This window comes from Gordonia sp. X0973 (assembly GCF_013348785.1).
Taxonomy (GTDB): Bacteria; Actinomycetota; Actinomycetes; order Mycobacteriales; family Mycobacteriaceae; genus Gordonia.
Genome location: NZ_CP054691.1, coordinates 447,406 through 472,632 on the forward strand (window position 1 = coordinate 447,406; position 25,227 = coordinate 472,632).

Annotated in this window: 28 protein-coding genes; 12 read left to right on the plus strand and 16 right to left on the minus strand. The window is 69.3% G+C overall.

The window, feature by feature from the left end; all coding sequences use genetic code 11:
• Positions 1 to 12: 12 nt before the first annotated feature.
• Both HUN08_RS02190 and HUN08_RS02195 read left to right on the plus strand, forming a co-directional pair.
• Complete coding sequence (locus HUN08_RS02190) at positions 13 to 669, plus strand: superoxide dismutase family protein (protein WP_124245768.1); 657 nt, start codon at positions 13 to 15, stop codon at positions 667 to 669.
• Positions 645 to 2,528, plus strand: coding sequence for a hypothetical protein (locus HUN08_RS02195; protein WP_165353353.1), 1,884 nt, complete (start codon positions 645 to 647; stop codon positions 2,526 to 2,528). The genes HUN08_RS02190 and HUN08_RS02195 overlap by 25 nt, the downstream gene beginning before the upstream one ends.
• Positions 2,529 to 2,533: 5 nt before the next feature.
• Here HUN08_RS02195 and HUN08_RS02200 read toward each other — a convergent pair whose 3' ends face one another.
• The 6 genes from HUN08_RS02200 to HUN08_RS02225 are packed head-to-tail and all read right to left on the minus strand — an operon-like array spanning position 2,534 to position 8,897.
• Entirely contained in the window at positions 2,534 to 2,869 is a 336-nt protein-coding gene (locus HUN08_RS02200) for a monovalent cation/H(+) antiporter subunit G (RefSeq protein WP_124245766.1), read from the minus strand.
• Positions 2,866 to 3,126, minus strand: coding sequence for a monovalent cation/H+ antiporter complex subunit F (locus HUN08_RS02205; protein ID WP_124246217.1), 261 nt, complete (start codon positions 3,124 to 3,126; stop codon positions 2,866 to 2,868). The genes HUN08_RS02200 and HUN08_RS02205 overlap by 4 nt, the downstream gene beginning before the upstream one ends.
• A gap of 5 nt (positions 3,127 to 3,131) precedes the next feature.
• A complete protein-coding gene (locus HUN08_RS02210) occupies positions 3,132 to 3,842 on the minus strand; it encodes a Na+/H+ antiporter subunit E (protein WP_124245765.1) in 711 nt (236 codons plus the stop codon).
• Positions 3,839 to 5,479, minus strand: coding sequence for a Na+/H+ antiporter subunit D (locus HUN08_RS02215; RefSeq protein WP_124245764.1), 1,641 nt, complete (start codon positions 5,477 to 5,479; stop codon positions 3,839 to 3,841). Before HUN08_RS02215 ends, HUN08_RS02210 begins: the two co-directional genes overlap by 4 nt.
• Complete coding sequence (locus HUN08_RS02220) at positions 5,476 to 6,057, minus strand: Na(+)/H(+) antiporter subunit C (protein ID WP_124245763.1); 582 nt, start codon at positions 6,055 to 6,057, stop codon at positions 5,476 to 5,478. The genes HUN08_RS02215 and HUN08_RS02220 overlap by 4 nt, the downstream gene beginning before the upstream one ends.
• Positions 6,054 to 8,897, minus strand: a complete 2,844-nt coding sequence (locus tag HUN08_RS02225) for a Na+/H+ antiporter subunit A (RefSeq protein WP_124246216.1) — start codon at positions 8,895 to 8,897, stop codon at positions 6,054 to 6,056. The genes HUN08_RS02220 and HUN08_RS02225 overlap by 4 nt, the downstream gene beginning before the upstream one ends.
• A 93-nt stretch (positions 8,898 to 8,990) precedes the next feature.
• On the opposite strand from HUN08_RS02225, the gene HUN08_RS02230 reads away from it, so the two are divergent.
• On the plus strand, positions 8,991 to 9,437 hold the full coding sequence (locus HUN08_RS02230) for a hypothetical protein (RefSeq protein ID WP_124245762.1): 447 nt from the start codon (positions 8,991 to 8,993) through the stop codon (positions 9,435 to 9,437).
• On the opposite strand, the gene HUN08_RS02235 is transcribed toward HUN08_RS02230, so the two are convergent.
• Genes HUN08_RS02235 through HUN08_RS02270 form a run of 8 tightly spaced genes read right to left on the minus strand, consistent with a single transcriptional unit; the run spans position 9,434 to position 15,012 of the window.
• The gene (locus HUN08_RS02235; RefSeq protein ID WP_124246215.1) at positions 9,434 to 9,694 is read right to left on the minus strand and encodes a metal-sensitive transcriptional regulator; all 261 of its coding nucleotides are present in this window, start codon (positions 9,692 to 9,694) and stop codon (positions 9,434 to 9,436) included. The genes HUN08_RS02230 and HUN08_RS02235 overlap by 4 nt on opposite strands.
• The gene (locus HUN08_RS02240) at positions 9,694 to 10,098 is read right to left on the minus strand and encodes a DUF302 domain-containing protein (protein ID WP_124245761.1); all 405 of its coding nucleotides are present in this window, start codon (positions 10,096 to 10,098) and stop codon (positions 9,694 to 9,696) included. Before HUN08_RS02240 ends, HUN08_RS02235 begins: the two co-directional genes overlap by 1 nt.
• Positions 10,099 to 10,123: 25 nt before the next feature.
• Positions 10,124 to 10,996 (minus strand): phosphatidylcholine/phosphatidylserine synthase, encoded by an 873-nt coding sequence (locus HUN08_RS02245; protein WP_301546957.1) that lies wholly within the window; start codon positions 10,994 to 10,996, stop codon positions 10,124 to 10,126.
• Between the two features lie 29 nt (positions 10,997 to 11,025).
• The gene (locus tag HUN08_RS02250; RefSeq protein WP_124245759.1) at positions 11,026 to 11,739 is read right to left on the minus strand and encodes a phosphatidylserine decarboxylase; all 714 of its coding nucleotides are present in this window, start codon (positions 11,737 to 11,739) and stop codon (positions 11,026 to 11,028) included.
• 2 nt (positions 11,740 to 11,741) lie between these two features.
• Positions 11,742 to 12,215, minus strand: a complete 474-nt coding sequence (locus HUN08_RS02255; RefSeq protein ID WP_124245758.1) for an SRPBCC family protein — start codon at positions 12,213 to 12,215, stop codon at positions 11,742 to 11,744.
• A gap of 22 nt (positions 12,216 to 12,237) precedes the next feature.
• Positions 12,238 to 12,663 (minus strand): DUF350 domain-containing protein, encoded by a 426-nt coding sequence (locus tag HUN08_RS02260; RefSeq protein ID WP_124245757.1) that lies wholly within the window; start codon positions 12,661 to 12,663, stop codon positions 12,238 to 12,240.
• 4 nt (positions 12,664 to 12,667) lie between these two features.
• Entirely contained in the window at positions 12,668 to 13,795 is a 1,128-nt protein-coding gene (locus tag HUN08_RS02265) for an acyl-CoA dehydrogenase family protein (RefSeq protein ID WP_124245756.1), read from the minus strand.
• Positions 13,796 to 13,812: 17 nt separating this feature from the next.
• Positions 13,813 to 15,012: an acyl-CoA dehydrogenase family protein gene (locus tag HUN08_RS02270; RefSeq protein WP_124245755.1), complete on the minus strand. Its 1,200-nt coding sequence runs from the start codon at positions 15,010 to 15,012 to the stop codon at positions 13,813 to 13,815.
• 82 nt (positions 15,013 to 15,094) lie between these two features.
• On the opposite strand from HUN08_RS02270, the gene HUN08_RS02275 reads away from it, so the two are divergent.
• Both HUN08_RS02275 and HUN08_RS02280 read left to right on the plus strand, forming a co-directional pair.
• Complete coding sequence (locus HUN08_RS02275) at positions 15,095 to 16,504, plus strand: amidase (RefSeq protein WP_124245754.1); 1,410 nt, start codon at positions 15,095 to 15,097, stop codon at positions 16,502 to 16,504.
• 22 nt (positions 16,505 to 16,526) lie between these two features.
• Entirely contained in the window at positions 16,527 to 16,988 is a 462-nt protein-coding gene (locus HUN08_RS02280) for an SRPBCC domain-containing protein (RefSeq protein ID WP_124245753.1), read from the plus strand.
• On the opposite strand, the gene HUN08_RS02285 is transcribed toward HUN08_RS02280, so the two are convergent.
• A complete protein-coding gene (locus HUN08_RS02285) occupies positions 16,985 to 17,662 on the minus strand; it encodes a TetR/AcrR family transcriptional regulator (RefSeq protein WP_165353352.1) in 678 nt (225 codons plus the stop codon). The two genes, HUN08_RS02280 and HUN08_RS02285, sit on opposite strands and share 4 nt — an antisense overlap.
• Positions 17,663 to 17,748: 86 nt before the next feature.
• Between HUN08_RS02285 and HUN08_RS02290 the strand changes: the two genes are divergently transcribed.
• Positions 17,749 to 19,137 (plus strand): GH1 family beta-glucosidase, encoded by a 1,389-nt coding sequence (locus HUN08_RS02290; protein WP_124245751.1) that lies wholly within the window; start codon positions 17,749 to 17,751, stop codon positions 19,135 to 19,137.
• Between the two features lie 23 nt (positions 19,138 to 19,160).
• On the opposite strand, the gene HUN08_RS02295 is transcribed toward HUN08_RS02290, so the two are convergent.
• On the minus strand, positions 19,161 to 20,072 hold the full coding sequence (locus HUN08_RS02295; protein WP_124245750.1) for an MBL fold metallo-hydrolase: 912 nt from the start codon (positions 20,070 to 20,072) through the stop codon (positions 19,161 to 19,163).
• A gap of 82 nt (positions 20,073 to 20,154) precedes the next feature.
• Here HUN08_RS02295 and HUN08_RS02300 point away from each other — a divergent pair, with 82 nt between their 5' ends.
• The 6 genes from HUN08_RS02300 (at position 20,155) to HUN08_RS02325 (ending at position 25,199) form a co-directional block, all read left to right on the plus strand.
• A complete protein-coding gene (locus HUN08_RS02300; protein WP_165353351.1) occupies positions 20,155 to 20,709 on the plus strand; it encodes a helix-turn-helix domain-containing protein in 555 nt (184 codons plus the stop codon).
• Positions 20,710 to 20,923: 214 nt separating this feature from the next.
• Positions 20,924 to 22,549 (plus strand): chaperonin GroEL, encoded by a 1,626-nt coding sequence (gene groL / locus HUN08_RS02305; RefSeq protein ID WP_124245749.1) that lies wholly within the window; start codon positions 20,924 to 20,926, stop codon positions 22,547 to 22,549.
• Positions 22,550 to 22,729: 180 nt separating this feature from the next.
• On the plus strand, positions 22,730 to 23,404 hold the full coding sequence (locus HUN08_RS02310) for a DUF4166 domain-containing protein (protein WP_124245748.1): 675 nt from the start codon (positions 22,730 to 22,732) through the stop codon (positions 23,402 to 23,404).
• A gap of 34 nt (positions 23,405 to 23,438) precedes the next feature.
• A complete protein-coding gene (locus HUN08_RS02315; RefSeq protein ID WP_124245747.1) occupies positions 23,439 to 23,882 on the plus strand; it encodes an SRPBCC family protein in 444 nt (147 codons plus the stop codon).
• Entirely contained in the window at positions 23,879 to 24,388 is a 510-nt protein-coding gene (locus HUN08_RS02320; RefSeq protein WP_301546846.1) for a DUF6764 family protein, read from the plus strand. Before HUN08_RS02315 ends, HUN08_RS02320 begins: the two co-directional genes overlap by 4 nt.
• 10 nt (positions 24,389 to 24,398) lie before the next feature.
• The gene (locus tag HUN08_RS02325; protein WP_124245746.1) at positions 24,399 to 25,199 is read left to right on the plus strand and encodes a hypothetical protein; all 801 of its coding nucleotides are present in this window, start codon (positions 24,399 to 24,401) and stop codon (positions 25,197 to 25,199) included.
• Positions 25,200 to 25,227 lie beyond the last annotated feature (28 nt).

Sequence of the window (25,227 nt, forward strand, 5' to 3'; positions counted from 1 at the left end):
GGTCGGATAACCATGAAGAAGTCTGCAGCAGCGATCGCGACCGCCGCGACCCTCGGCCTGGCGTTGGCCGGGTGCGTCAACTCCGAGAAACCGTCGACGGCCCCGGGGACCACCCCGTCCGTCGTCACGGGTGAACGCGGCGCTCCCGGCGGCATCGCCCAGGACACCGAGGGACACGGCGCCGAACACGAGGGCTCGACCGCGACGGCCAAACTCGTCGACGCGGCGAATAAGCAGATCGGTACCGCGGTGTTCACCGAGGAGGGCAAGGGCATCCACGTCACGGTCACCGTGACCGGGGGTCTGACGCCGGGCTTCCACGGCATGCACATCCACAGCAACGGCGTCTGCGACCCATCCGGGGCCGAGCCGTTCAGCAGTGCCGGCGGCCACCTGCAGGTCGAGGGGCACACCGGGCACCCGTCCAGCGGCGACCTGGTGTCCATCTACATCGGTGCCAACGGCGAGGGCGCCACGACCACGTCGTCGGAGGCCGTCACGCTCAAGCAGATCACCGGTAAGGCCCTGGTGATCCACGCCGGCGCGGATAACTTCGGCAACATCCCCGACCGCTACAGCGCCGACGGCCGCCCCGGCCCCGACGAGAAGACGCTGATGACCGGCGACGCCGGCGGCCGCGCCGCGTGCGGCGTCATCGACGCCGGCTGAACCCGGTCGACGAGGTGACGGGGGACCCGTTCGACGCGTCGGAGGCACCACGCCTCAAACCGATGACCTACCCGGGCGTGTGGCCGGACCATTCGGTGGTGATCGCGGCCGACCGGATTTGGGAGCTCAACGACCGGGACGGCTTCCCCCTCGAGTGGGAGGACACCCCGCCGGTGCGGCTGGGGGTGTGCCGGGTGCGGGACGAGCGCTCACCGGATCGGCCCGACGGCGAGGCCATGCAGCTGGGCCGGTTGGCCGAGGACCGCCGGTTCGCGATGATCGACCGCCGCGTGCCGGTGGTCGCCATCGGATCGAATGCCGCGCCCTCGCAGCTGCGGTACAAGTTCGCCAATCGGCCGGAAGCGCTGTTCATCCCGCAGGTCCGCGCGCGGATCTCCGGCGTCGGCATCGGCTATATGTCGCAGGTGTCCATTTTCGGCTACATCGCGGCCACCGCGTACCCGGATGCCGATTCCGAGGTGACCCTGGCCGTCCAGCTCCTCGACGAGAAGCAGCTGACCGAGCTCGACGCCTCGGAGTCGCCGCACTACCGCCGGGTGTGGCTCGGCCGGGACCAGGGCGTCGAGGTCCTGCTGGCCACCGGGGAGCGGTTGCCCGGGGTGTATGCCTATGTCGCCGCCGGCGGTGTGCTGACCGACGCGGCCGGCGACCCGATCCCGATGCGGATACCCGGTGAGCCGCGGCCCGGCGCGCTGTCCCAATCGGAGCTGATGGACGCGTTGCAGTCCGATCCGCAGATCAACGACGCCGTCGGTGAGCTCACCGACGCCGAACTCAGCGCCGCCATCTCCGGGGCCGGACGGATTCGCGCGGACAACCCGTTCTACGAACTCGACGACTGCATGGGACGGTGCACGCCGCGCTACGGCGACCTGCCCCGCATCGGCCCCGTCGAGGAGGCCGGGACGGCCGGTCCCGGCGACACCCTGCTGTGGGTCAAGTCCAGCCCGGATGGGATGAGTCGCGGCGGCAAGTCGGTGGTCCGGTTCGCGAACGAGGATTGGGAGCGGCTCGGAAAGCCGACTCTGGTGTCTATCCGGTCCGCGGCCCTGTACGCCTCCCACGGCGATGCCACCCCGTCGGCACTCGCCGCGGTACACCCGTTCGATCCGAAGGACCCGCCGCCGCCGGAACCCGGGGGAGTCCAGGTCGACCACGTGTTGCGCATGGCCTGCGGACTGGAACGGGGCGATGCGCTGGCCGTGCGCCCGGCCCACGTCGAGCGCGCCCGCGGCATGGATTGGCTGCTCGGCAAGCCCACCTACCTGACGATGCGCGTCACGCTGGCCGACCCGGCCACCACCGAGCGCGACGTCGTGCTGATGCCCCGGCTCGCCATCGACGTCCTCGGCATCGAAAGTGGCGACTACGTCGTGCTGGAGGGGACACCGGACGCGTCCGGCGAGGCGCCGACCGTCGTGCTGAAGGTCTTCGAGGTGCCCTCCGACGTCGAGGAGGCCCGGCGCAACACCACCGGGGGTTCCTGGGGTGCGCGCTTCCCCGCCGCACGGGAGACCTTCGGGGCCAACCCGGAGATCCCGATGGCCTTCATCGACGCCGAACTGCGCTACCGGCTCGGCGTCAGCGGCCAGACTCTCGCGACGGTGCGCGCTCGCCCCGGTCGGCTGCACCGGTTCTATATCGAGCTACGGGAGATCCTGCTTGTGCTGGCGGTCGCGCTGCTCGGCGTCGTCACCGTCATCAACGACGCGCCGATCCAGATCGCCCTCATCGTCGGGCTGGTCCTGCTCTCGATGGTGCTGGTCTTCGGGCGCATGCGGCGCCGCCTGTCCCACCGGGCCAATACGCGCAACCTGGGCAAGGCCAGACGGCGCTGATCGCGCTACTTCTCGTCCGTCGCGACCTCGGTGGGCGAGCGGGTCAGACCGGCGTCGGCGCGCTGCTCCCGATAGGCGAGCTGTCCGATGCGTTGCGCCACCACCGGTGCGGTGATCAGCGCGAAGAGGCCGGCCAGGATGAGCATGCCGACGTCGGGGTTGTGCCAGAGCCGGGTCGCGGTGCCGCCGAGTACGAGCAGCAGGCCGAAGGTCTGCGGCTTCGTCGCCGGATGCATCCGCGAGAGGGTGTCGCGGAACCGGAGCATGCCGACCGACGCGGTCAGGGCCAGGGCCGCGCCGGCGAGGACGAGGACGGTGCTGACGATCTCGGCGGCGGTCATTGGTCGTCCCGGACGCGGAAGCGGGCGACGGCGATAGACCCGATGAAGTTGACCAGCGCGATGGCCACGACCGTCGAGATCACCGACGAGTCGCCGCTGGTGCCGGCCCACAGCGCCAGCCCGGACATCGTCAGTGCGATGACCATGTCGAGGGCGATGAGCCGGTCCAGCGTCGTCGGGCCGGCGAGCAGCCGGATGCTGGTGTTCACCGCGGCGATCAGCAGCATCCCCGCCGCGACCGACCACAGGATGTCGATGGTGCTCATCGCGGCTCCCTTCCATCGGCGTCGCGCTGCGCCAGGATGCGGTTGTGGTACTCGTCGTCGATACCGTGGTACGGGCTCGGATGCCATTCGCTGTCGCGCTCGAAGGCGTGGATGAAGGCGCGTTCGATGAAGGCGATCTGGCGGTCGAACTGGGCGACCTTCCGCGGCGAGCCCAGGTCGAATACGTGGATGTACAGCAGGCGCCTGCGGTGGTCGATCTCCACGACGATGGTGCCGGGGACCAGGTTGATGTAGTTGATCGCCAGCGCCAGCACCATGTCCGACTTGATCGCCACCCGGCGGCGGACCACCGCGCCCAGCGGCGGCCGGGAGGGGCGGATGGCCGCCCAGGCGACCTGCAGCGACGAGAGGGAGAAGTCCCAGATCAGGCGCACCACCAGCACCGCGATCGAGACCGGGTGCAGGCGGCCCTCGACGGGGACCCGCGGCAGCGGCAGCAGCGTCATGATCATCATCGCCACCACGAATCCGCCGATGACGTTGGCCCACGACACGGTGCCCCAGAGCAGCACCCAGACGAAGGTCAACCACGACGCCGTCCACACGCGGACCGCGACCTCGCGCAGGTCGCCGCCGAGCCAGGAGGGGACGCGCACGTGCCCGGCCAGCCACACGAAGGCCCGTCCGAAGACCCAGAAGATGCTCAGCAGACTGAGCCGCCAGGCGTTGACCAGCGCCGCCTTCATCGCCCGCCCCCGATCCCCGTCACCGCGTGGATGTACACGTGCCGGTTGACCACGTCGGCGGCGGCGCGGTCGGCGTAGTTCATGATCGGCCCGGCCCAGATGGTCAGTCCGAGGCCGACGATCACCATCGCGGCCGTCGGCGCCACCATGCCCAGCGGCATCTTCCCGACGTCGTCGCGGTCGGAGTAGGCGATGTCGGTGCTCTCGTCCATCAGGGCCGAGGGCCGCTCGTCGGAGAGGTCGCCCTCCGGGGCGTCGGCGCGGGCGCGCCAGAACGCCTTGGTCCAGACGCGCGCGACGACGTACAGGGTCAACAGGCTGGTGACGAGTCCGCCGACGACCAGCGTCCAGGCCAGCGCCGATCCGTCGACGGCACCGGCCTGCAGGAGCGCGATCTTGCCGATGAATCCCGAGAACGGCGGGATGCCGCCGAGGTTGAGGGCCGGGATCAGATACAGCACGGCCAGCACCGGCGTGCCGATCAGTCCGCCGAGGCGCCGCAGCGACGCGGAGCCGGCCTGTCGCTCGATCAATCCGACGACCAGGAACAGAGTCGTCTGCACGAGGATGTGGTGGGCGACGTAGTAGATGGCAGCGGCCATGCCCAGCTTCGACGAGAGGGCGATGCCGAAGATCATGTAGCCGATGTGGCTGACGAGTGTGAACGAGAGCAGCCGTTTGATGTCGGACTGGGCGATGGCGCCGGCGATGCCGATCAGCATGGTCAACAGCCCGGCGATCATCAGCACCGAATCCATCGAACCGCCCGGGAAGAGCAGCGTGTGTGCCCGGATGATCGCGTACACGCCGACCTTGGTGAGCAGGCCGGCGAACACGGCGGTGACCGGGGCCGGTGCGGTCGGGTAGGAGTCGGGCAGCCAGGTCGACAGCGGGAAGACGGCGGCCTTGATGCCGAAGGCGACGAGGAGTACCGCGTAGAGGGCGTTGCGGGTGCCGTCTGGCACATGGCCGTCGTTGAGCCGGATCGACATCTCGGCGAGGTTCAACGTGCCGGTGGTCGCGTAGGCGAAGGCGATGCCGACCAGGAAGATCAGCGAGGACACCATGGACACCATCACGTACATGGCGCCGGCGCGCACCCGGTCGGCACTCGCGCCGACGGTGAGCAGCACGTAGCTCGCGGTGAGCAGCACCTCGAAGGAGACGTACAGGTTGAACAGGTCCCCGGCGAGGAAGGCGTTGCACACCCCGGCGCACAGGATGAGATAGGTCGGCTGGAAGATCGACACCGGCTGCGCCTCGGTGCCGTCGCGCAGACCCTGGCCGATGGCGTAGAGGATGACGGCGAGCAGCACGGTCGCCGAGACCACCAGCATCATCGCCGACAGGTGGTCGACGACCAGCGTGATCCCCAGCGGGCCGAGCCGTTTGGTGCGCGCACCGCCGACGTTCGAGTCCCAGCCGCCGATGGCGATGGCCTGGGTGCCGTGCTGGCTGACGCCGAACAGCATGAGCAGCGAGGCGCCCAGGGTCGTGGTCAGCGCGAGGACGGTGACGACGCGCTGCAGCCGCGGGCTGCGGGCGGCCACCAGGGTGATCGCCGCGCCGATCAGCGGTACCAGGGTCGGCATCACGATGAGGGCGGGGAACCAGGAGTGCGGCACCGGGATGCTCATGATTCCTCCTCCTCGTCGTCGGACCCCAGTTCGTCGACGACGTCGTCGTCGGGCATGAGGAGGTCGGTCTCGATGACCGTGCGGTGCAGCGCCTCGAACTCGGCGCGCGTCAGCGGATGGCCCTTGTCGTCGAAGAGGTCGCCGGCCTCGGTATCGGCGAGCGTGCGCGGGTCGTCGCTGCGGTCGCGGTCGCCGGCGGTCTCGAGCGATCCGGCGACGATCTTGCGGTCCTCGGGATCGTCGGGCACGTCGTCGTCGTTCTCGCCCTCGTCGCGGTTCAGCACGTAGCGGCGGTACACCAGCGCCAAGACGAAGGCGGCGACGCCCATCATGATGACGATCGCGGTCAGGATCATGGCCTGGGCCAGCGGATCGGCGTCGGCCTCCTGCCCGGACTCCTTGCCGCGGATCGGCGGACTGCCGCTCGGACCGGCCACGACGAGGATCATCACGTTGATCGCGTTGCCGACGAGCATCAGGCCCAACAGCATCTTGATCAGCGAGCGGTCCATCAGGAGGTAGGCGCCGGCCGCGATCATGCCGCCGAGGACGATCAGCAGGGGGAGGTTGACGCTCATCGGGCACCTGCCTCGACGTCGAGGCGGGCCCCGAGGCTGCGCAGGATGTCCAGGACCAGTCCCACGACGATCAGGTAGATGCCCAGGTCGAAGAACATGGCCGTGACCAGGTGGATCTCGCCCAGCACGGGGAGCGTCACCTCGATCATCGCGGACGAGAGCGCCGGTGCCCCCAGGAACAGGGAGGCGACCGCTGTGCCGCCGGAGATGGCCAGCCCGGTGCCGAGGATGGTCCCCGCCTCCAGCGGCAGGGCCTCGCCGAGTTCGTAGCGACCACCGGCCAGATAGCGCAGCACCAGTGCCAGGCCCATCGTGAGCCCGCCGGCGAAGCCGCCGCCGGGGGAGTTGTGCCCGGCGTAGAAGAAGAAGACCGAGAGCACGACCATCGTCGGGAACACCAGCCGCGTGGTGGCCTCGAGGACCAGGGAACGGTGCCGGGGATCGCGCAGGTCGGACCCGAGCAGCCAGGTCGTGCGCTCCGACGGGATCAGCAGGTCGTCGTCCTGGGCGGTCGCGTCGGCCACCCGCGGCGCCGCGCCGAAGCGGCGGTTGCGGAAGACCATCGAGGCGACGCCGGTCGCCGCGACGATCAGCACCGAGACCTCGCCGAGGGTGTCCCAGGCGCGGATGTCGACGAGTAGGACGTTGACCGCGTTGGCGCCGTGGCCGACGGAGTAGGCGACGTCGGGGATGATGCTTTGCAGCGGTCGGGCCGAGCGCGCGGCCGCCGCGAAGTAGGCGAGGGCGACGAAGGTGCCGCCGATGGCGACGGCGATGATCGCCCGGGTGAGGCGGTGCAGCGCTGGGGGACGGTGGTGGCGGGTCTCCGCGGGCAGTTTGCGCAGGACGAGGACGAAGATCACCAGCGTCAAGGTCTCGACGAGGGCTTGGGTCAACGCGAGGTCGGGTGCGCCGTGGCGGGCGAAGAGGAAGACGCAGCCGTAGCCGTTGAGTCCGATGGCGAGGACCGCGGCCAGGCGGTTGCGCAGCAGGACGACGCCGATCGCCGCGGCCAGCATGAGGAGGGCCACGACCGCCTGCGTCGGTGCGTCGAAGCCCCGCGGGTCGACCGCGCGCCGCGCACCGCTGAACAGCGCGGACATCGGCAGCACGACGGCGGTCGCGAGGATGACGCCCTGGGTGATGGGCAGGGATCCGCGCTGGGTGTTGCGGGTGATGGCCAGCGACACGGCGTCGATGGTGCGGAGCACGGCGTCGTAGACCCGGTCGGCGTTGACGATCGGCTTGTGGACGAAGAGGTGATCGCGCTGGCTGCGGACCACCAGGAAGGTGAGGACACCGGCGACGATCGCGATGGCGGAGAACACCACCGGCAGCCCGAAGCCGTGCCACATCCCGAGGTGTTCGAGTGGGTGCCCCCAGGTCGCGAGGGTGTCGGCATAGGGCTCGAAGAGGTGTCCGAGCCACCCGGATGCGAAGCCGGCGACGACGCCGCACACGGCGAGTACCGCCGGTGGCGCGAGGAACAACGGGCTGGGCAGGTGTGCCCGGGCGACGGCGAGGCTGGGGGCCTGCCGGACCTTGCGTCCGAACGCACCCCACAGGAAGCGGGTCGAGTAGGCCATCGTGATGACCGAGCCGACGAGGACGACCAGGTCGACGGTGTGGGCCTGCCACGTCGAGAGGGCGCCGGAGGACCAGATGGTGCCGAAGGCCGTCTCCTTGCCGACGAATCCCAGGGTGAACGGCAGCCCGGCCATACTCGCCGCGGCGACCGCCGCGACCAGGGCCAGAACCGGCATGCGTTGGCCGAGCCGGGCCAGCTTGCGCAGATCGCGGGTACCGGTCGAGTGGTCGATGATGCCGACCACCATGAACAGGGCCGCCTTGAACAGGGCGTGGGCGCACAGCATGGCGAGCCCGGCGAGGGCGACGTTGGCGTCGCCGAATCCGACGAGCACCATCAGGAAGCCGAGCTGCGAGACGGTCCCGAACGCCAGGATCAGTTTCAGGTCGAGTTCGCGCAGCGAGCGCCAGCCGCCGACGAGCATGGTCAGCGCCCCCAGGCCCAGCACCAGCACCTGCCACACGGGCAGGTGCGCGAATCCCGGGGCCAGCCGTGCGACGAGGTAGACGCCGGCCTTCACCATCGCCGCGGCGTGCAGGTAGGCGCTCACCGGGGTGGGGGCGGCCATCGCTCCTGGTAGCCAGAAGTGCAGCGGGACGATCGCCGATTTCGAGAGTGCGCCGACGAGGATGGCGGCAATCGCGACGTCGACGTAGACCGAATTCGACGGCGGGTGGGCGATCAGGTCCGAGAGCAGGTAGCTGCCGGTCCGGGTGCCCAGGGCGATGATCCCGCCCAGCATGGCCAGCCCGCCCAGGGTGGTCACCAGCAGCGCCTGGGTGGCGGCCCGGCGCGAGCTGGCGCGCACGCCGTAGAAGCCGACGAGCAGGAAGGACAGCACCGTGGTGGCCTCCCAGAACACGTAGAGGACCAGCATGTTGTCGGAGATGACCAGGCCGAACATGGCCGCGGCGAAGGCGAGCATCTCGCCGCCGAAGACCGCGACGCGCGGGCGCATCTCGTCGAAGTAGTGGGCGCAGTAGCAGAGGACCAGCGCGCCGATGCCGAGGATGAGAACGGAGAGGATCGCCGAAAGCGTGTCCATGCGCATGACGAAGGTCATGTGCAGTCGCGGGACCCATTCGACGGTCTCGACGCGCGGACGGCCCCCGGTCGGCCAGTGGAGCAGGACCCAGGCGAGTGCCGCCGCCGGTGCCAATGCGATGAGGTAGAAGCCCTTGGTGTCCAGCCACCACATGACGGCGGGCGCGACCACCGCGGCCACCGTCAGGGCGGTCAGGGTGGCTATCACGGGCGCTCCGGCGAGATCGGTCGTGCTGGCGTCTTCGGACTTGCGCGGGGTGTCACGACGGTGCGCCCGCATGTTTACCCTACCGTTGCAGCTATGTCGCCACTTCTAACAGGTCGGCTCCGCCGCGCGGTCCTCGGCATCCTGGCGGTCCTCGCCCTCGCGATGACTCTCGTCGTCGGCGGATGCGACTCGTCGGAGTCGTCCGGGCCGACCGGGGACGTCGCGATGCCGGCCGACTTCCCGAAGAAGGACCTGCCGCTGCTCGACGGGCGGCTCATCCAGGCCACCGGCAACGCGGCGGACGGGTGGTCGTTGACCATTCAGGGACAGGCCGGTGGGCCGAATGTCCTCGACTCGGCGGTCCAGACGCTGACCAAGGCCGGATACACCGAGTCCAGTCGCACCGAGGAGGGCGGCACGCGCACGGTGATCCTTTCGGCGAAGAAGGGCGACCGGACCTATTGGGTCACGGTGGGCAGCTCGCCACGCGCGGCCGGTGGGCCGAATTCGGTGTTCTACCAGGTGAATCTGGCGCACTAGGCCAAGGAGAGGAACAGCTTCTCCAGCTTCTGCGTGTCGACGTTGTCGGGGCCCTCGGTGCGCATGCAGTACTGCAGGCCGGTGGCGACGAGCGAATAGCCGCTGCGGGCGATCGCCTTGTCGACGGCGGCGAGCTGGGTCAGCGCGTCCTCGCATTCGGCGCCCTCCTCCAGCATGCGGATGACCGAGGCCAGGTGGCCGTGGGCGCGGCGCAGACGGGTGAGGATCGGCTTGATCTCGTCGGCGGGCAGCTGCATCACGCACCCGCCTTGGTGACGAGGTCGTCGAGCATCGCCGAGAGCTGGGCGCGGGCATCGGTGGCGATGGTGTGCAGGGCGGCCGTGCCGGTGAACTGCTCCATCGTGCCCGGGTCGAGGATTTCGACGCGGCTGGCGTTCTCGCCGTCGGCGGAGACGACGACGTTGCACGGCATGATGGCCGCGACCCGCGGGTCGGCCTGCAGCGCTGCATGGGCGAACCGCGGCTGGCAGGCGCCGAGGATGATCTTCGGCTCGACGTCGACGTCGAGCTTCTTCTTCAACGTCGCCTTGATGTCGATTTCGGTGAGCACCCCGAAGCCCGCGTCGGCGAGTCCCGCGCGGGTGCGGGCGACGGCGTCGTCGTAGGGGAGGGGGAGGTCAGCGCTGATGGTGAAGTCCATGACGCCAGCATAACCCCCTGGGGGGTTATGCGCCAGGTCGGCGCAAACCGAGCCGGGCCTGCGACTTGCGCAGGATCGGCCGGCGGCTGCTCGTCATGCGCCGATGGGCGCGACGTTCGGCGGGCAACGAGTCCCAGTGCTCGGGCCGCGCCCGGACCCACCGGTTGGCCCACCAGGCGAACGGGATATGCGCCAGATACGCGGCGATGATGATGATCATCAGCGTGTACGGATAGGTGACCAGCAGGGCTGCCGCACCGGCGAACAGGATCAGGGCGGGCGCCAACGCGGCGCGCGAGAGCTTCGTCGTCGCCTTGAGCGACGAGGTGGGGATGCGGCTGATCGCGAGGAATCCGGCCAGCAGCGTCCAGACGGCGACCGCCGCGAAGGAACTCCACCAGCCGTCGCCCAGCCACTGGTGCAGGCCGACCGGTCCGAGCGCGATCAACGCAGCGGCCGGTGCGGGCACGCCGACGAAGAAGTCGCGGGTGTAGCCGGGGGCGTTCTCGTCGTCGGACAGGGTGTTGAAGCGCGCGAGCCGCAGGATGATCGCGCAGCAGTACACCAGGGCGATCGCCCAACCGAGGTCGTGGCCCTGCATCAGGGTCGCGGCCAAGATGAGTGCCGGAACGACGCCGAAGTTGATCGCGTCGGCCAGCGAGTCGAGTTCGGCGCCGATCTTCGACGTGGCGTTCATCAGGCGGGCGACGCGGCCGTCGATGCCGTCGAGGAAAGCCGCGGCGACCACCAGGACCAGCGCCAGATCGATGCGGTTCTCGGCGGCCAGCCGCACCGCGGTGAGCCCGGCGCAGACCGCGAGGATGGTCAGCGCCGACGGGACGGCGACCCGGGCGCTGCGTGCCCCGGGCTGGCCGACCCGGGGTCGGCCGCGGCGCAGCGAGCGTCGCGTCGGGGTGCCGGCGACCCTCACGGCAGGACCGCCAGCGGGGTCTCGGCACCGACCGTGCGCTGGCCGACGGCGACGCGCAGCGGCGTGCCGGCCGGGAAGTAGACGTCGACGCGGGAGCCGAACCGGATCAGGCCATAGGTGTCGCCGATCCGGAGTGTGTCGCCGACATTCGCCTCGTTGACGATGCGCCGCGCGATCAGACCGGCGATCTGGACCACCCCGATCTCCGCCCCCGACTCGGTGCGGATGGTCATGGCCGTGCGCTCGTTCTGGGTGCTCGCCTCGGGCAGGTCCGCCGACAGGAAGGCCCCGGGGGTGTGGCGGACGGCCGTAACGGTCCCCGAGATCGGGACGCGTTGGACGTGGACGTCGAATACCGAGAGGAAGGTCGAGACGCGCGGCAGTTCCGCCGAGCCCAATCCCAGCTCCGGCGGCGGGACCGCGGAGTCGACGAGGGCGACCTCCCCGTCGGCCGCGGCGACGACGGTTCCCGGCTCGGTCGGCGGGACCCGCGACGGGTGGCGGAAGAAGGCGGCGCACGCGGCGGACAGGGCCCAGGCCGGGCGGGCCACCCACTTGTGCCTGCGGGCCAGCAGCGCGACGGCGGCCGGGGCCGCGACGAAGGGGATCCCCGCCGGGTGGAGCGGTGGGATCGTCTGCTTGGCCAGGTCGGTCAGGTGGGCCAGCCCCGTGGTGGACGGCCGGTCGGGGTCGGCAGGTCGTCTGGCCACGGTTAGGTCGCGACCGCTTGCGCCGCGCGCTTGATCTTGGCGAGCGACTCGGCCATTCCTTCGCGCAGCTCGGCCTCGAATGTCTCGCGGCCGCCGAGCAGAAGCTGCGTCAGCACGCCGGAGACGTTGCTGACCTTGCCACCGGGGGCCTCGCGGCGCTCGGTGAGGGTCACCCCGCTCGCGGTCGGGGCGATCTCGTAGGACCAGACGCTGCCGTTCTCGGCGACCTTCCAGGCGATGGCCTCGTTCGGGTCGAACCGGATCACCTTGGCCGTCGTCGGCCAGAACAGCGGTCCGCGGCGGTTGACGTTGATCGTGCGGGTGCCGAGGCCGACGGGGCCGCCGCGCACGATCATCTTCCGGCACTGCGGGCTCCATTCGCCCATGCGCTTGAGATCCGATACGACCGACCAGACCGCCTCGGGAGTGGCGTCGATCTCGGTCGACGCCTCGATCAGTGCTGTTGCTTCTTTCATGCGCGTCACCCTACTGGGGTGATCAGAGTGCCGCACCCATCGATACACCGAGCGTGACAAATACGACGATATTGATCCACACCACCGCGGAGTTCCCGGTCATCATGAGTTCACCGAGCCGGCCGGGCGTCAACCAGTCGATGAGGACGAAGGAGAAGCACATGATCGCGATGGCCACCAGCGAGTAGATGGCCGAGAACAGCAGGCCCTGCCAGCGGTGTTCCACCAGCACGCTGGAGTGCACGCTGGCCGCGTAGACCACGCCGAGGGAGATCAGGTAGCCGGCCGTGAGGATCACCGAGTTCTGATGGCCCTCTTTCCAGAGGAGGGTGCGCAGGCTGCCCGGCGTCACCACGTCCAGCGCGAGATAACCGACGAGCAGCACCAGGATGCCGAGCAGTCCGTAGGACGAGACGTCGGCCAAGTTTTCCAGCAGCAGGCTTTTCATGCGTTCACCCTATCGACACCATGTCCCAGTCGGTGACCGAGTTCGCCAGGTGCGACAAATGTGCCTCGGCGTCGCCCAGGGTGTGGGAGATGGCCGTCAGCCGGCTGACATAGTGGCCGACCGGGTACTCCGCGGTCATCCCGATGCCGCCGTGCATCTGGATGGCCTCCTGGCCGATCTGGCGCCCCGACCGGCAGATCTGCAGCTTCGCGCGGGAGGCGACCACTTCGTCGATGACTCCGTCGGCGAGGGTGCCGGTGGCGTATGCGCTGAGGCTGCGGGCCAGTTCGAGTAGCACGTACATGTCGGCGGCGCGATGCGTCAGGGCCTCGAAGGTCGACAGCGTCACGCCGAATTGCTTGCGCGTCTTCAGGTATTCGACGGTCAGCTCCAGGGCGCGCTCCATCGCCCCGACGGCCTCGGCGCACAGGGCGGTCTGGGTGAGGACGTCGGCCTGGCGCAACGCGTCGGAGGCGTCGCCGGAGCCGAGTCGGGTCGCGGGAGCGGCGGCGAACCCGACCTGGGCCCCGCGTCGGCGGTCGTGGGTTCGGAACGGGATGCGCGTCACCCCGTCGGCCTCCGCGTCGACGAGGTAGAGCCCGACCGCGCCGGACTCGTCCCGGGCCGAGACGACCAGCTTGTCGGCACTGTCGGCCGCGAGGACCTCGGTCTTGGTGCCGGTGATCTTCGCGGCGTCCCCGGAGCCGGACACCGTGGTCGTCACGCCGGCCACCGGCCAGCGATCGGTCTCCTCGGTGTGGGCGAATGCCATCAGCAGTTCGCCGGAGACGAGGCCGCCGAGCAAGTCGGCGCGGGCGTCGCCCTCGGCGGTGGCCGAGACCAGTGCCGCCGGGACGACGACGCCGTTCAGATAGGGCTCGGGCGCGAGGCTCCGACCGATCTCGCCGAGCACCGCGCCGAGTTCGACCGGCCCCGCGCCCATGCCGCCGTCGGCCTCGTCGACCGTCAGGCCGAGGATGCCGATGTCGGCCAGCGACTTCCACACCTTGGGATCCCAGCCGCGTTCGGTGTCGGTGACCTTGCGGAGAGTCTCGATGTCGTAGGTCTTGGCCAATACCTCGCGCACGGTGTCGCGGAGCATGACCTGTTCGTCGTTGAGTTCGAAGTCCATGATGTCGTGCTCTCCTTCTAGAGGCCGAGGACGGCTTTGTCGATGATCTGGCGCTGGACCTCGGAACTGCCGCTGTAGATGGAGACCTTGCGGTAGTTCAGGTAGGTCGGGACGGAGCGCTGGGCCCAGGTGGGGGCGGCGATGTCGGCCGAGCCGTTGGCGGTGCCCGCATCCGGCGGTGCGACGGCGAGCGAGTTGGGCCCGGCGATGTCGGCCAGCAACTCGGTGGCCGCCTGCTGCAGCTCGCTGCCGCGCAGTTTGAGCAGGCTCGACGCCGGGTTGGGCTTGCCGTCGGCCGACGAGGCGACCACCCGCAGCTGGGTGAGTTCCAGGGCGAGCAGTTCGTTCTCCAGCTCGGCTATGCGGGCCGCGAACAACGGGTCCTCGAGCAGCGTCCCGTCGGCGGTCGGGGTTTGCGCGGCCAGCTTCTTGGCGCGCGACAACGCCATCTTGGTGTTGGCGACGCGGGCGACGCCGGTGCGCTCGTTGCCGAGGAGGAACTTGGCGTAGGACCAGCCGGCGTTCTCCTCGCCGACGAGCTGGTCGGCCGGGACCCGCACGTCGTTGAAGAAGACCTCGTTGACCTCGTAGCCGCCGTCGATCAGCTGAATCGGGCGGACCTCGATACCGGGAGTCGACATCTCGATCAGCAGGAAGCTGATGCCCTGCTGGCGCTTGGGGGCGTCCGGGTTCGTGCGGACCAGGGCGAAGATCCAGTCGGCGTATTGGCCGAGCGTCGTCCACGTCTTCTGGCCGTTGACGACCCATTCGTCGCCGTCGCGCACCGCCTTGGTCTTGAGGGACGCGAGGTCGGAGCCGGCCTCGGGCTCGGAGAAGCCTTGGCACCACCAGATGTCGCAGTTGGCCGTCGACGGCAGGAAGCGCTCCTTCTGCTCCTGGGTGCCGAACTCGGCGATGACGGGTCCGACCATGCCGGTGTTGAACGGCAGAGTGTCCGGAACCGAGGCGAAGGCCAATTCCTGGAGCCAGATGTGATGCTGGATCGGCGTCCAATCCCGGCCGCCCCACTCGGTGGGCCAATGCGGCACGCACAATCCGTTCTCGTTGAGAATCCGCATCGTCGTGCGGATGTCGTCCGGGTAGTCGAGTTCGCCGGAGGCTGCGCGTTCCCGGATCTCCGCGGGAATCTTGGTGGTGAAGAAGGTGCGCATCTCATCGCGGAAGGCGAGTTCGTCGTCGGAGAGTCTCAGCTGCATGGTTCCTTGATACCCGTTCGGTTCGGCTCACGGGCGCCAACCGTCCGAACGGCGAGGTCGTCGCCGTGTAGCGTCGGCAGCCATGACCAAGGTGAGTGCGTTCACCGGTGATTGCCTCGGCGAGCTGGACGCCGTCGGGGTGGCCGGGGGGATCAAATCGGGGGAATTCTCGGCGCGGGAGGCGGCGCAGGCCGCGCTGGCGCGCATCGACGCGGTGGAGCCGCAATTGAACGCGGTGGCGTTCGACGACCGGGAACGGGGCCTCGAGCGGGCCGCCGCCGGAGAGTTCCCGGACGGGTCGCTCGCCGGAGTGCCGTCGATGATCAAGAACAACACGCTGTTCGCCGGGATCCCGACGATGCACGGGTCGGCCGCGGTCCCACCCGTTCCCGCGGCCGCGGACGAGAAATTCGTCGGGCAGATGCTGGCCTCGGGCATCAACATCCTCGGGGCCACGACCCTGCCGGCCTTCGGGCTCACCGCGACGACCGAGTTCGTCGACCGACCGCCGACGCGCAATCCGTGGAACACCGACTATTCGGCCGGAGCGTCGTCGGGGGGAGCCGCGGCGCTGGTGGCCGCCGGCGCGTTGCCGATCGCGCACGCCAACGACGGGGGCGGTTCGATCCGGATCCCCGCAGCCTGTTGCGGCCTCGTCGGGTTCAAGCCGAGCCGTGACCGGGTGATCGCGTCCGCGGAGGGGGAGTCGCTGCCCATCGACCTGATCTCCAACGGGGTGGTGTCGCGGAGTGTCCGGGACACCGCCCACTTCCTCGCCGACACGCAGCGATACGCGCCCGCGAAGGGGATGCCCGAGCTGGGGCTGGTCGAGGGGCCCGGCAAGCGACGGCTGCGGATCGCGCTGATCGCCGAGCCGATCACCGGCGGACTGCTCGACCCGGAGACGTCGGTGGCGCTGGAGGCGGTCGCCGAGCTGTTGGCCGAGCAGGGGCACCACATCGACCGGGTGCCGCTGCCGGTGGAGCGCAGTTACGTGCAGCAGTTCACCGACTACTGGTCGTTGTTGGCTTTCTCGCTCGACCACTTCGGGAAGCGGTTGATCGACAAGGGGTTCGACCGTTCGAAGCTCGACCCGTTCACCGCCGGGTTGTCCAAGCAGTTCCTGCGACGGTTCTGGGCGACGCCGGGGGTGCTGATGGGGCTGCGGAAGTCGACCAAACAGTTCCGCGCACTCTTCGACGACTTCGACGTCGTGTACTCGCCGACGCTGGGCCACGTCACGCCGAAGATCGGCTACCTCGATCCCGGCGGCGACTTCCAGGAGGTCTTCGACCGGCTCGTGCAATACGTGACGTTCACCCCGGCCAACAACACGTCGGGGACACCCGCCGTGACGCTGCCGTTGGCGCAGACCAAGGAGGGCCTGCCGATCGGGCTGCACTTCTGTGCCGATGTCGGACAGGAGCGGACGCTGCTGGAGCTCTCCTACGAACTCGAAGCGGCCCACCCCTTCGCCCGGATCCAAGACTGATCGCTGCGCGCAGGGTGCACCCATGAGCCGGACCGACGTGGTGTCGAGAACCGTCTCGGCGACTCCCGACGAGGTGTTCAGCGCATTCGTCGACCCCGCGGCTCTGCTCCGGTGGTTGCCGCCCGAGGGCATGTCCGGCCGGTTCGACGAATTCGACGCGCGGGTCGGCGGTCGGTACCGCCTGGTGCTCACCTATCTCGACGCGCCATCCGGCGGCGGTAAGGCCACCGCCGACTCCGACATCGTCGAGGCCCGCTTCACCGCGATCGACCCCGGGGTCCGCGTCGTGCAGGCCGTCGACTTCGAGTCCGACGACCCGCGGTTCGCCGGAACGATGACGATGACGTGGAGCACCGCGCCGGTCGACGGCGGAACCCGCGTCGAGTTCCGGGCAGACGACGTCCCGCCGGGTATCTCGAAGCGCGACCACGAAGTCGGCATGACCTCGTCGTTACGACAACTCGCCGCGTTCCTGGCGCGCTAGCCAGGCCGGCGGTCGGGACCGTTCGCGGTGATCCGCTCGACCACCTCGGCGAAATGCCGCTCGACCGCTTCGCCTGGGCGGATCGGATTCGCGCCGCCGCCCAGCAGCCATTGGAGTCGGATGCCGTCGACGAAGGCGATCAGCGATGTCGCCTCCCACTCGGGGTCGAGGTCGGCGCGGATCTCGCCGCGCGCGATTCCCTCGCGCAGCAGTCCGGCGAGGAGGGCGGTGAGGGCTTCGTAGCGACGTTGGGCCCAGTCGCGCAGGAGGGAGTCGGGGCGGGTCGCGTCGGCGCTCACCAGCGTCGAGAAGACCATCAGTTCCGGCGTCTCCTCCATCACCGATCCCCAGGCCGCCAAGGCGCGGATGGCGGCGAGACCGCCGGGGGCCGCGTACTCCTTCATCTGCTCGACCTGCAGTTCCACGCTGCGGGCCAGCGCCGCTTCCACCAGTGCGTCGCGCGACGGGAAGTGGTGCAGGAGGCCGGCGTCGGTCAACCCCACCCGCCCGGCGATGGTCGCGATGGACGCCCCGTGGATCCCCTCGGTGCTGAAGAGTTCCAGCGCGGCGTCGACGATGTCGTTCACCGCGACCCGGGGTGGGCGGCCCCGCGGCTTCGTGTCGGACGCGAGCCGGGACGGGGACTCGGCGACGCGGCGGTCATCGGCGGACAAGGGACCTCCTGGGAAGTACTGCCGCGATGCTACTCGGCAGAGTAACCTAGTCATCGCTAGGTAAATGGTGCGAGAGGGGATCGGACATGGATGGGGCGCGTGCGCTGCCGGATGGTTTTCGTTGGGGGGTGGCCACGTCGGCCTACCAGATCGAAGGCGCCTGGGAGGAGGACGGCAAGACGCCGTCGATCTGGGACTCCTATGCGCACACCCCCGGGATGATCGCCAACGGCGACACCGGAGACGTCGCCAACGACCACTATCACCGCCACTCCGAAGACGTCGCCCTCATGCGGGATTTCGGCGTGGGCGCCTACCGGTTCTCCATCGCGTGGCCCCGGATCCTTCCGGGCGGGACCGGTGCCGTGAACCAGAAGGGCGTCGACTTCTACAGCCGGCTCGTCGACGAACTTCTCGACGCGGGGATCGCCCCGTACGCGACTCTCTATCACTGGGACCTGCCGCAGTCGCTCCAGGACGCGGGCGGGTGGCAGACGCGGGACACGGCGGAGGCCTTCGCCGAATACGCGGGCGTCGTTGCCGGCGCGCTCGGCGATCGCGTCAAACACTTCTTTACCATCAACGAGTTCCACACCTTCGTCGACATCGGCCACCAGGGGCTCGACGTCCCCGTCGGCGGCGGTGAATCCATGCACCTGTCCCTCGCCCCCGGCCTCACCCTCTCCGACCGCGAGCGCAACCAGGTGCGGCACCACGCCGTACTCGGCCACGGGTTGGCGGTGCGGGCGATCCGTGCCGCGGCGCCCGCCGACGTGCAGGTGGGGTTCGCCGAGAACCTCGTCGCCCCGGTGCCGGTCATCAACACCCCCGAACACGTCGCGGCGGCGCGCATCGCGACGCGGGAGCAGAACGCGGCCTATATCACCGTCATGCTCGAGGGCCGCTACACCGACGCCTACCTGGAAACCGCGGGCGCCGATGCGCCGGTCTTCACCGACGAGGATCTGGCGATCATCTCGTCGCCGCTCGACTTCGTCGGGATCAACGTCTACCGGCCGAGCTTCTACGTCGAACCCGACGACGGGCCGCAGGGCTATCGGGAGGTGCCGATCAACGCCTCCCATCCGAAGATGCACTCGTCGTGGCATGTCTTCGACCCCGAGGTCATGTACTGGGCGCCGCGGTTCACCCACGAGCTGTGGAACCCCACGTCCATCTACATCACCGAGAACGGGTGCGCCGCCGCCGATGTCGTGGCCGACGACGGGCGGGTCTACGACTCGGACCGGGTGATGTTCCTGCGCGCCTGCCTCGGCGCACTACAGCGTGCGACGGTGGACGGCGCCCCGGTGGCCGGGTATTTCCAGTGGAGCTCGCAGGACAACTTCGAGTGGACGGCGGGCTACGGCAACCGCTTCGGGCTCGTCTACGTCGACTTCGAGACCTTGGAACGGATCCCGAAACTGAGCGCGTATTGGTACCGGGAGGCGGCGCGGCGCAACGCCGTCGTCTGAGGGATGTCGCCGAGGAAGCGGTGCTAGCTCTCGTGGCTGGGGATGATCGCGAGACGGTCGCGTATCGCGTAGAGACGGTGCACCGTCTCCCATGCCGCATCGCGATCGGCATCGGCGAGCAGACCCGGGTAAGACGCCTTCTGGCGGAGCCGGTCGATCTGGATCCGGCTCCACACCGCGTCGCCGGCCAGCAATGTCGGGCCCGACGACGTCTGCACGAGTAGCCCGACGCTGCCCGGGGTGTGGCCGGGCAGGTCGACGAGGATGACGGAGCGATCGCCGAAGAGGTCGTGGCTGCGCGCAAAGGTCAGGATCGGGGGCCCGTCGAGGTCGTAGAGCGTCACGGGCCGATTGCGTACGGCCGCCCGCACACCGCCCTGCGGCGCGACCGGTCCATCCATCGCCCACGAGTGCTCGAGGCGGTGAAGGTAGGCGGGCAACCCGGGCAGGTCGAGCAGGCCGGCGACGTGATCCCAGTGCAGATGGGTGGGGAGCGCGAAGTCGATGTCGGCGGCGTCGATCCCGGCGAGGTGGAGGGCCTGTCGGATGTCCACGACATCTCGCGGCGGCGTGACGGCCAGCCGGAGAAGCCGGGGCAATTCGGCCACCGCCCGATCGACGACGTCGACGCAGATGCCGGGGTCCACCAGAAAGGTGGCCTCGGGGTGACGGATCACGAATGCGTTGACCGCGTTCTCGGTCCGCGCCGGCCGCCACACGCCTTCGGCGATCGCCGGGGTCGGCACCCGCCGGGCGCGTTGCGGCAGCGTGATCACCTCGACCGACCTGCCGAACCGGGGCAGTCCGCGGTCCTCGAGGGAGGCGAGGAACCGTCGATCGGGGTGTCGCGGGAGCACGGCGCCCACCGGCAATCCGCCGAGCGCCCGACAACAGGTCACCAGGCCCGGCGCGGCGACGGGATCGGTATCGACCATCAGGTGCTCCCCACAGAAAGAATTTGCCAATAGGTCACTATTATTACCACATAGGCAATGCCCGCCGCGTTAAGGTTGTGCGGTGAAAGAACCCGGACAGCGCGACGACACTTGGATCGGCAGACGGGTCGGCGAATACCGCAGAGACCGCAACTGGACCCTGGCGGCGCTGGCCGAGAAGGTCGGGCTGTCCACCACCCAGCTCTCCCGTATCGAGTCGGGCACCCGGCAGCCGTCCGTCGGCACGCTCATCGAGATCGCGCACGCCTTCGGCGTATCCCTCAGCCGTCTGGTCGACGAGCAGTACACCGCCACCTACCAGCTCGTGCGGATCGCGGACCGGGTCGCGGTTCCCAGTGCGAACGGGATCCTCACCTCGCTCGGCGGTGACTTCCCGGCCCTGCAACCGGTGCACCTGTCCATTCCCCCGGCCGCGGAGGCGCCGGATGCCCACCACGGCGGCGAGGAGTGGCTCTACGTGCTCTCCGGCGCCGTCGACGTGCGGATCGGTGGCGACACCGTCTCGGTGGCCGAGGGGGATGCGATCCACTTCCTGTCCGGCACCGCTCATCGGGTCCACAACCCGGGCGGCGCACCCGCGGAGGTTCTCATCGTCTCCACCTCCGCCGCTGGTTGACCCGGGCAGCGCAATCGGTCGCGGGTCGGTCCCCGTCGCCGCCTCCGACCTTGCACTCGGCATAGGAGAGTGCTAAAACGGTCTTGGCACTCTCCTACCCGGAGTGCTAGGTCGGGACGGTGAGATCGGTCGTTGACACGCCGGTCGTCCGTCGCGGGCACCGAGTCCGGCCATCGAAACCTAGTGTCACCCCCTATCGGAGGATCACTTCCCAATGGCCAAGCAAATCGCGTACGACGAAGAGGCCCGCCGCGGCCTCGAGCGGGGTCTCAACGCCCTCGCCGACGCAGTCAAGGTCACGTTGGGCCCCAAGGGCCGCAACGTCGTCCTGGAGAAGAAGTGGGGCGCCCCCACGATCACCAACGACGGTGTTTCCATCGCCAAGGAGATCGAACTCGAGGACCCCTACGAGAAGATCGGTGCCGAGCTCGTCAAGGAAGTCGCCAAGAAGACTGACGACGTCGCCGGCGACGGCACCACCACCGCCACCGTGCTGGCCCAGGCGCTCGTTCGCGAGGGTCTGCGCAACGTCGCGGCCGGCGCCAACCCGCTGGGCCTGAAGCGCGGCATCGAGAAGGCCGTCGAGTCGGTCACCGAGTCGCTGCTGAAGAGCGCCAAGGAGGTCGAGACCAAGGAGCAGATCGCTGCCACCGCGGGCATCTCGGCCGGCGACCCGTCCATCGGCGAGCTCATCGCCGAGGCGATGGACAAGGTCGGCAAGGAAGGCGTCATCACCGTCGAGGAGTCGAACACCTTCGGCCTCCAGCTGGAGCTGACCGAGGGTATGCGCTTCGACAAGGGCTACATCTCGGGCTACTTCGTCACCGACGCCGACCGCCAGGAAGCCGTCCTCGAGGACCCGTACATCCTGCTCGTCTCGAGCAAGATCTCGACCGTCAAGGACCTGCTGCCGCTGCTGGAGAAGGTCATCCAGGCCGGCAAGCCGCTGCTGATCATCGCCGAGGACGTCGAGGGCGAAGCCCTCTCGACCCTGGTGGTCAACAAGATCCGCGGCACCTTCAAGTCCGTCGCCGTCAAGGCCCCGGGCTTCGGTGACCGCCGCAAGGCCATGCTCGCCGACATCGCCATCCTCACCGGTGGCGAGGTCATCAGCGAAGAGGTCGGCCTCTCGCTGGAGACCGCCGGTCTCGAGCTGCTGGGCACCGCGCGCAAGGTCGTCGTCACCAAGGACGAGACCACCATCGTCGACGGTGCCGGCGACGCCGAGCAGATCGCCGGCCGCGTGGCCCAGATCCGTGGTGAGATCGAGAACAGCGACTCCGATTACGACCGGGAGAAGCTGCAGGAGCGTCTGGCCAAGCTGGCCGGCGGTGTCGCGGTCATCAAGGCCGGTGCGGCCACCGAGGTGGAGCTCAAGGAGCGCAAGCACCGCATCGAGGACGCCGTTCGCAACGCGAAGGCGGCCGTCGAAGAGGGCATTGTCGCCGGCGGTGGCGTCGCCCTGCTGCAGTCCGAGGACGCCATCGACAGCCTCAAGCTGGACGGCGACGAGGCCACCGGTGCCAACATCGTCCGCGTCTCGCTGGAGGCTCCGGCCAAGCAGATCGCGATCAACGCGGGCCTCGAGCCCGGCGTGGTCGCCGACAAGATCCGCAACGCCAAGAAGGGCACCGGCCTCAACGCCGCCACCGGCGAGTACGAGGACCTGCTCAAGGCCGGCATCAACGACCCGGTGAAGGTCACCCGCTCGGCGCTGCAGAACGCGGCGTCGATCGCGGCCCTGTTCCTCACCACCGAGGCCGTCGTCGCCGACAAGCCGGAGAAGAACCCGGCCCCGGCGATGCCGGGTGGCGACGAGATGGGCGGCATGGGCTTCTAAGCCCAACCGCGTCTCGCAGACAGATCGATCTCGGGGCCGGTCATCCGCACGGATGGCCGGCCCCGAGTCGTCGCGACCGGATTCGCGGGGTTCGCGCTCAGCGCCCGACCCGAAGCGGGTAGGTTCACCGGTGTAGGAAAACCGTCGACTCGACGAATCATCGACCAGGGAGTGCGCACAATGACACCGGTGTATCGCGCTGCACTGGGGTCCGACTTCGAGAAGCTGCACCCCAATATGCAGTGGCGTTACGGCATCGACTCGTCGTCGGGCATCGCGCAGATCATGTCCGGACTGATGGAGTCGGTCTACATCACCTCGGCGCTCGGCCCGCCGGTGATCCGCTTCTACGGCAAACGGAATGCGATGCCGTCCAAGACGAGCCGCATGGTCCCGTTCCGCCAGGAGAACTATTGCTATCGCGACGAACTCGGTCGTGAATGCCTCGCCGTGCTGCGGACCTTCGAGTACAACTCGGGCGACCGCGGCCTGAACTCCGTCATCGTCGACGGGCGCGACGGATTCGTCGACTACTTCGGCGACGGCCCGGAGCTGCTGTATCCGTTGGAGCCGTCGGTCACCCGGGACGGCTCGCTGCGCCTGGACAGCGGCCCGGTTCGGTGGTTGCGCGGCCCCAAGGTCGCCATGCGCGGACCCTTCGTCGCGCAGATGCAATACACCGAGGGGTGGGACGAGGAACACCAGCGTTTCCACTGCGACGCGACCGTCCGCAACCCGATCATCGGGGAGATCCTGCACTACCGCGGCTGGTTCACCGCGACCGACAAACCGTGTACGACGGCCGACATCCCCGACGAAGCCTGGACCCACCGACTGGTGGACCGGGAGAGCTGACCCGCGGGCGTCCCCGGCAGGGTAGGTTGACCGCATGGCCGTCTCCGCAAACACCCAATTCGATATCGACGCACCACCTTCGGTGGTCATGGAAGTCCTGCAGGACATCGAGTCCCTGCCCGAATGGTCGGGGCCGCACAAGTCGGCCGAGATACTCGAGGAATACGACGACGGGCTGGCGAAGCTGGTCAAGGTGAAGGTGTCGGTCGGGCCGATCACCGACGAGCAGACCCTCGCCTACCAGTGGACCGAGGACTCGTGCACCTGGGATCTCGTCGAAGGCACCCAGCTGTCCAAGCAGCACGGCGTCTACACGATCACCGACAACGGGAAGGGCGGCTCGCATGTCGAGTTCACCCTGGAGGTGGACCTCAAGGTGAAGCTGCCCGGCCTCATCGTCAAACAGGGCCAGAAGACCGCGGTCGACACCGCGAAGAAGGGCCTTACCAAGGAAGCAGTGAAGCGGGCGCGGGCATGATGGCCCGCGCGGCCGCGGCAGCCGCGGTGCTCGCCGCCGGGGCCTGGCTCTCGGTACTGGCCGGCGGTCAGGCGCACGCCGCCCCCGGGGCGCTGTGTCAGGCGGCCAACGGGCACACCAAGACCGTCGTCAACGGCGACAGCGCCTGCGGCGCCAAGGCCGGCAAGGGCAGCACCGCACGCGCCGAGGACACCAAGGGGGAGGGCACCGCGATCGCCGTCGCGCAGAGTGGCGGCCACGCCGACGCCCGCACCCTCGACCGCAAGTCCGCGGCATTGGCCGGGGCCAAGCACGGCGGATCGGCGAACTCCTTCGCCACCGGCCCGGGCGCCTACTCGGTGGCGCAGGCCGACCATCACGGCACGTCGGTGGCCATCGGCGGCTGGGGCGGATCGGCGATCTCCACCACGCACGGCGTGGCCTGCACCGGCGGATTCGCCTTCGCCTGGGAGTCGACCTCCGGCCGCGTCTGCGTCAACAGCGGGTCGCTGGGCTACTCGAACTAAGCGGGGCGCCATGAGTGCGGCGGCGACGGTGATCGCGATCGTGGCGATGACCGTCGCACTGCCGCTGCTCTGGTTGCGCGCCGATGTGGTCGATCCGCGTCGATTCTCCGCGACGGCCGCCGAACTCGGCGCCACCGATACCGTGCGCACCTTCGTCGCGACGATGATCACCGAGCAGATCGCCAAGGCCGCCGGCACCCTCACCGGGAGTCTGGCCAAGCCGTTGGCCCAGCGCTACACCCGGTCGCCGGCATTCATCGGTGATTTCGTCGATCTCGTCGACCAGCAGCACGCCTGGCTGTTCGACCCGCCCGCCCCCGACGTCGACCCGACGGTGATGCGCCTGGACCTCACCCGAATGGTGCGCCGCGTCGCCAGACAGGTCGCACCGATGCTGGGGGACCAGATCGGCGGTCCGATCCGACTCCCCGTCACCCAGCGCAGCGCGGCACTGCGCGCCGGCCGGTACCAGCGGGCTGCGGCGGTGGTGTCGCGCTGGGGGATCGTCGCGCTCGGAATCGCCGTCGTCGCGGCGGTCGCCGCGCTCGCCTCCTCCGCCAGTCGTGGCACGACGCTGGTGTGGCTCGGGCTCGGAATGGTCCTCGCGTCCGGGGTCGCATGGTCGTTGGGGGCGGCCCTCGTGTCCCGGATCCGCAGGTCGACGGCGGGGATCGACGCGGGCGCGCGCGAGGTGGTCGATTCCACCGTCGGGGCACTCGCGGTGCAGCTAAACCGGTGGTCCCGCGCGGTCGCGGGTCTGGGCGCGGCCGTCGTCGTACTCGGCGTCGTGGCGAGGTTGCTCTGGGGCTGAGCCGTCGCAACCCGACGCGGCGGGCATC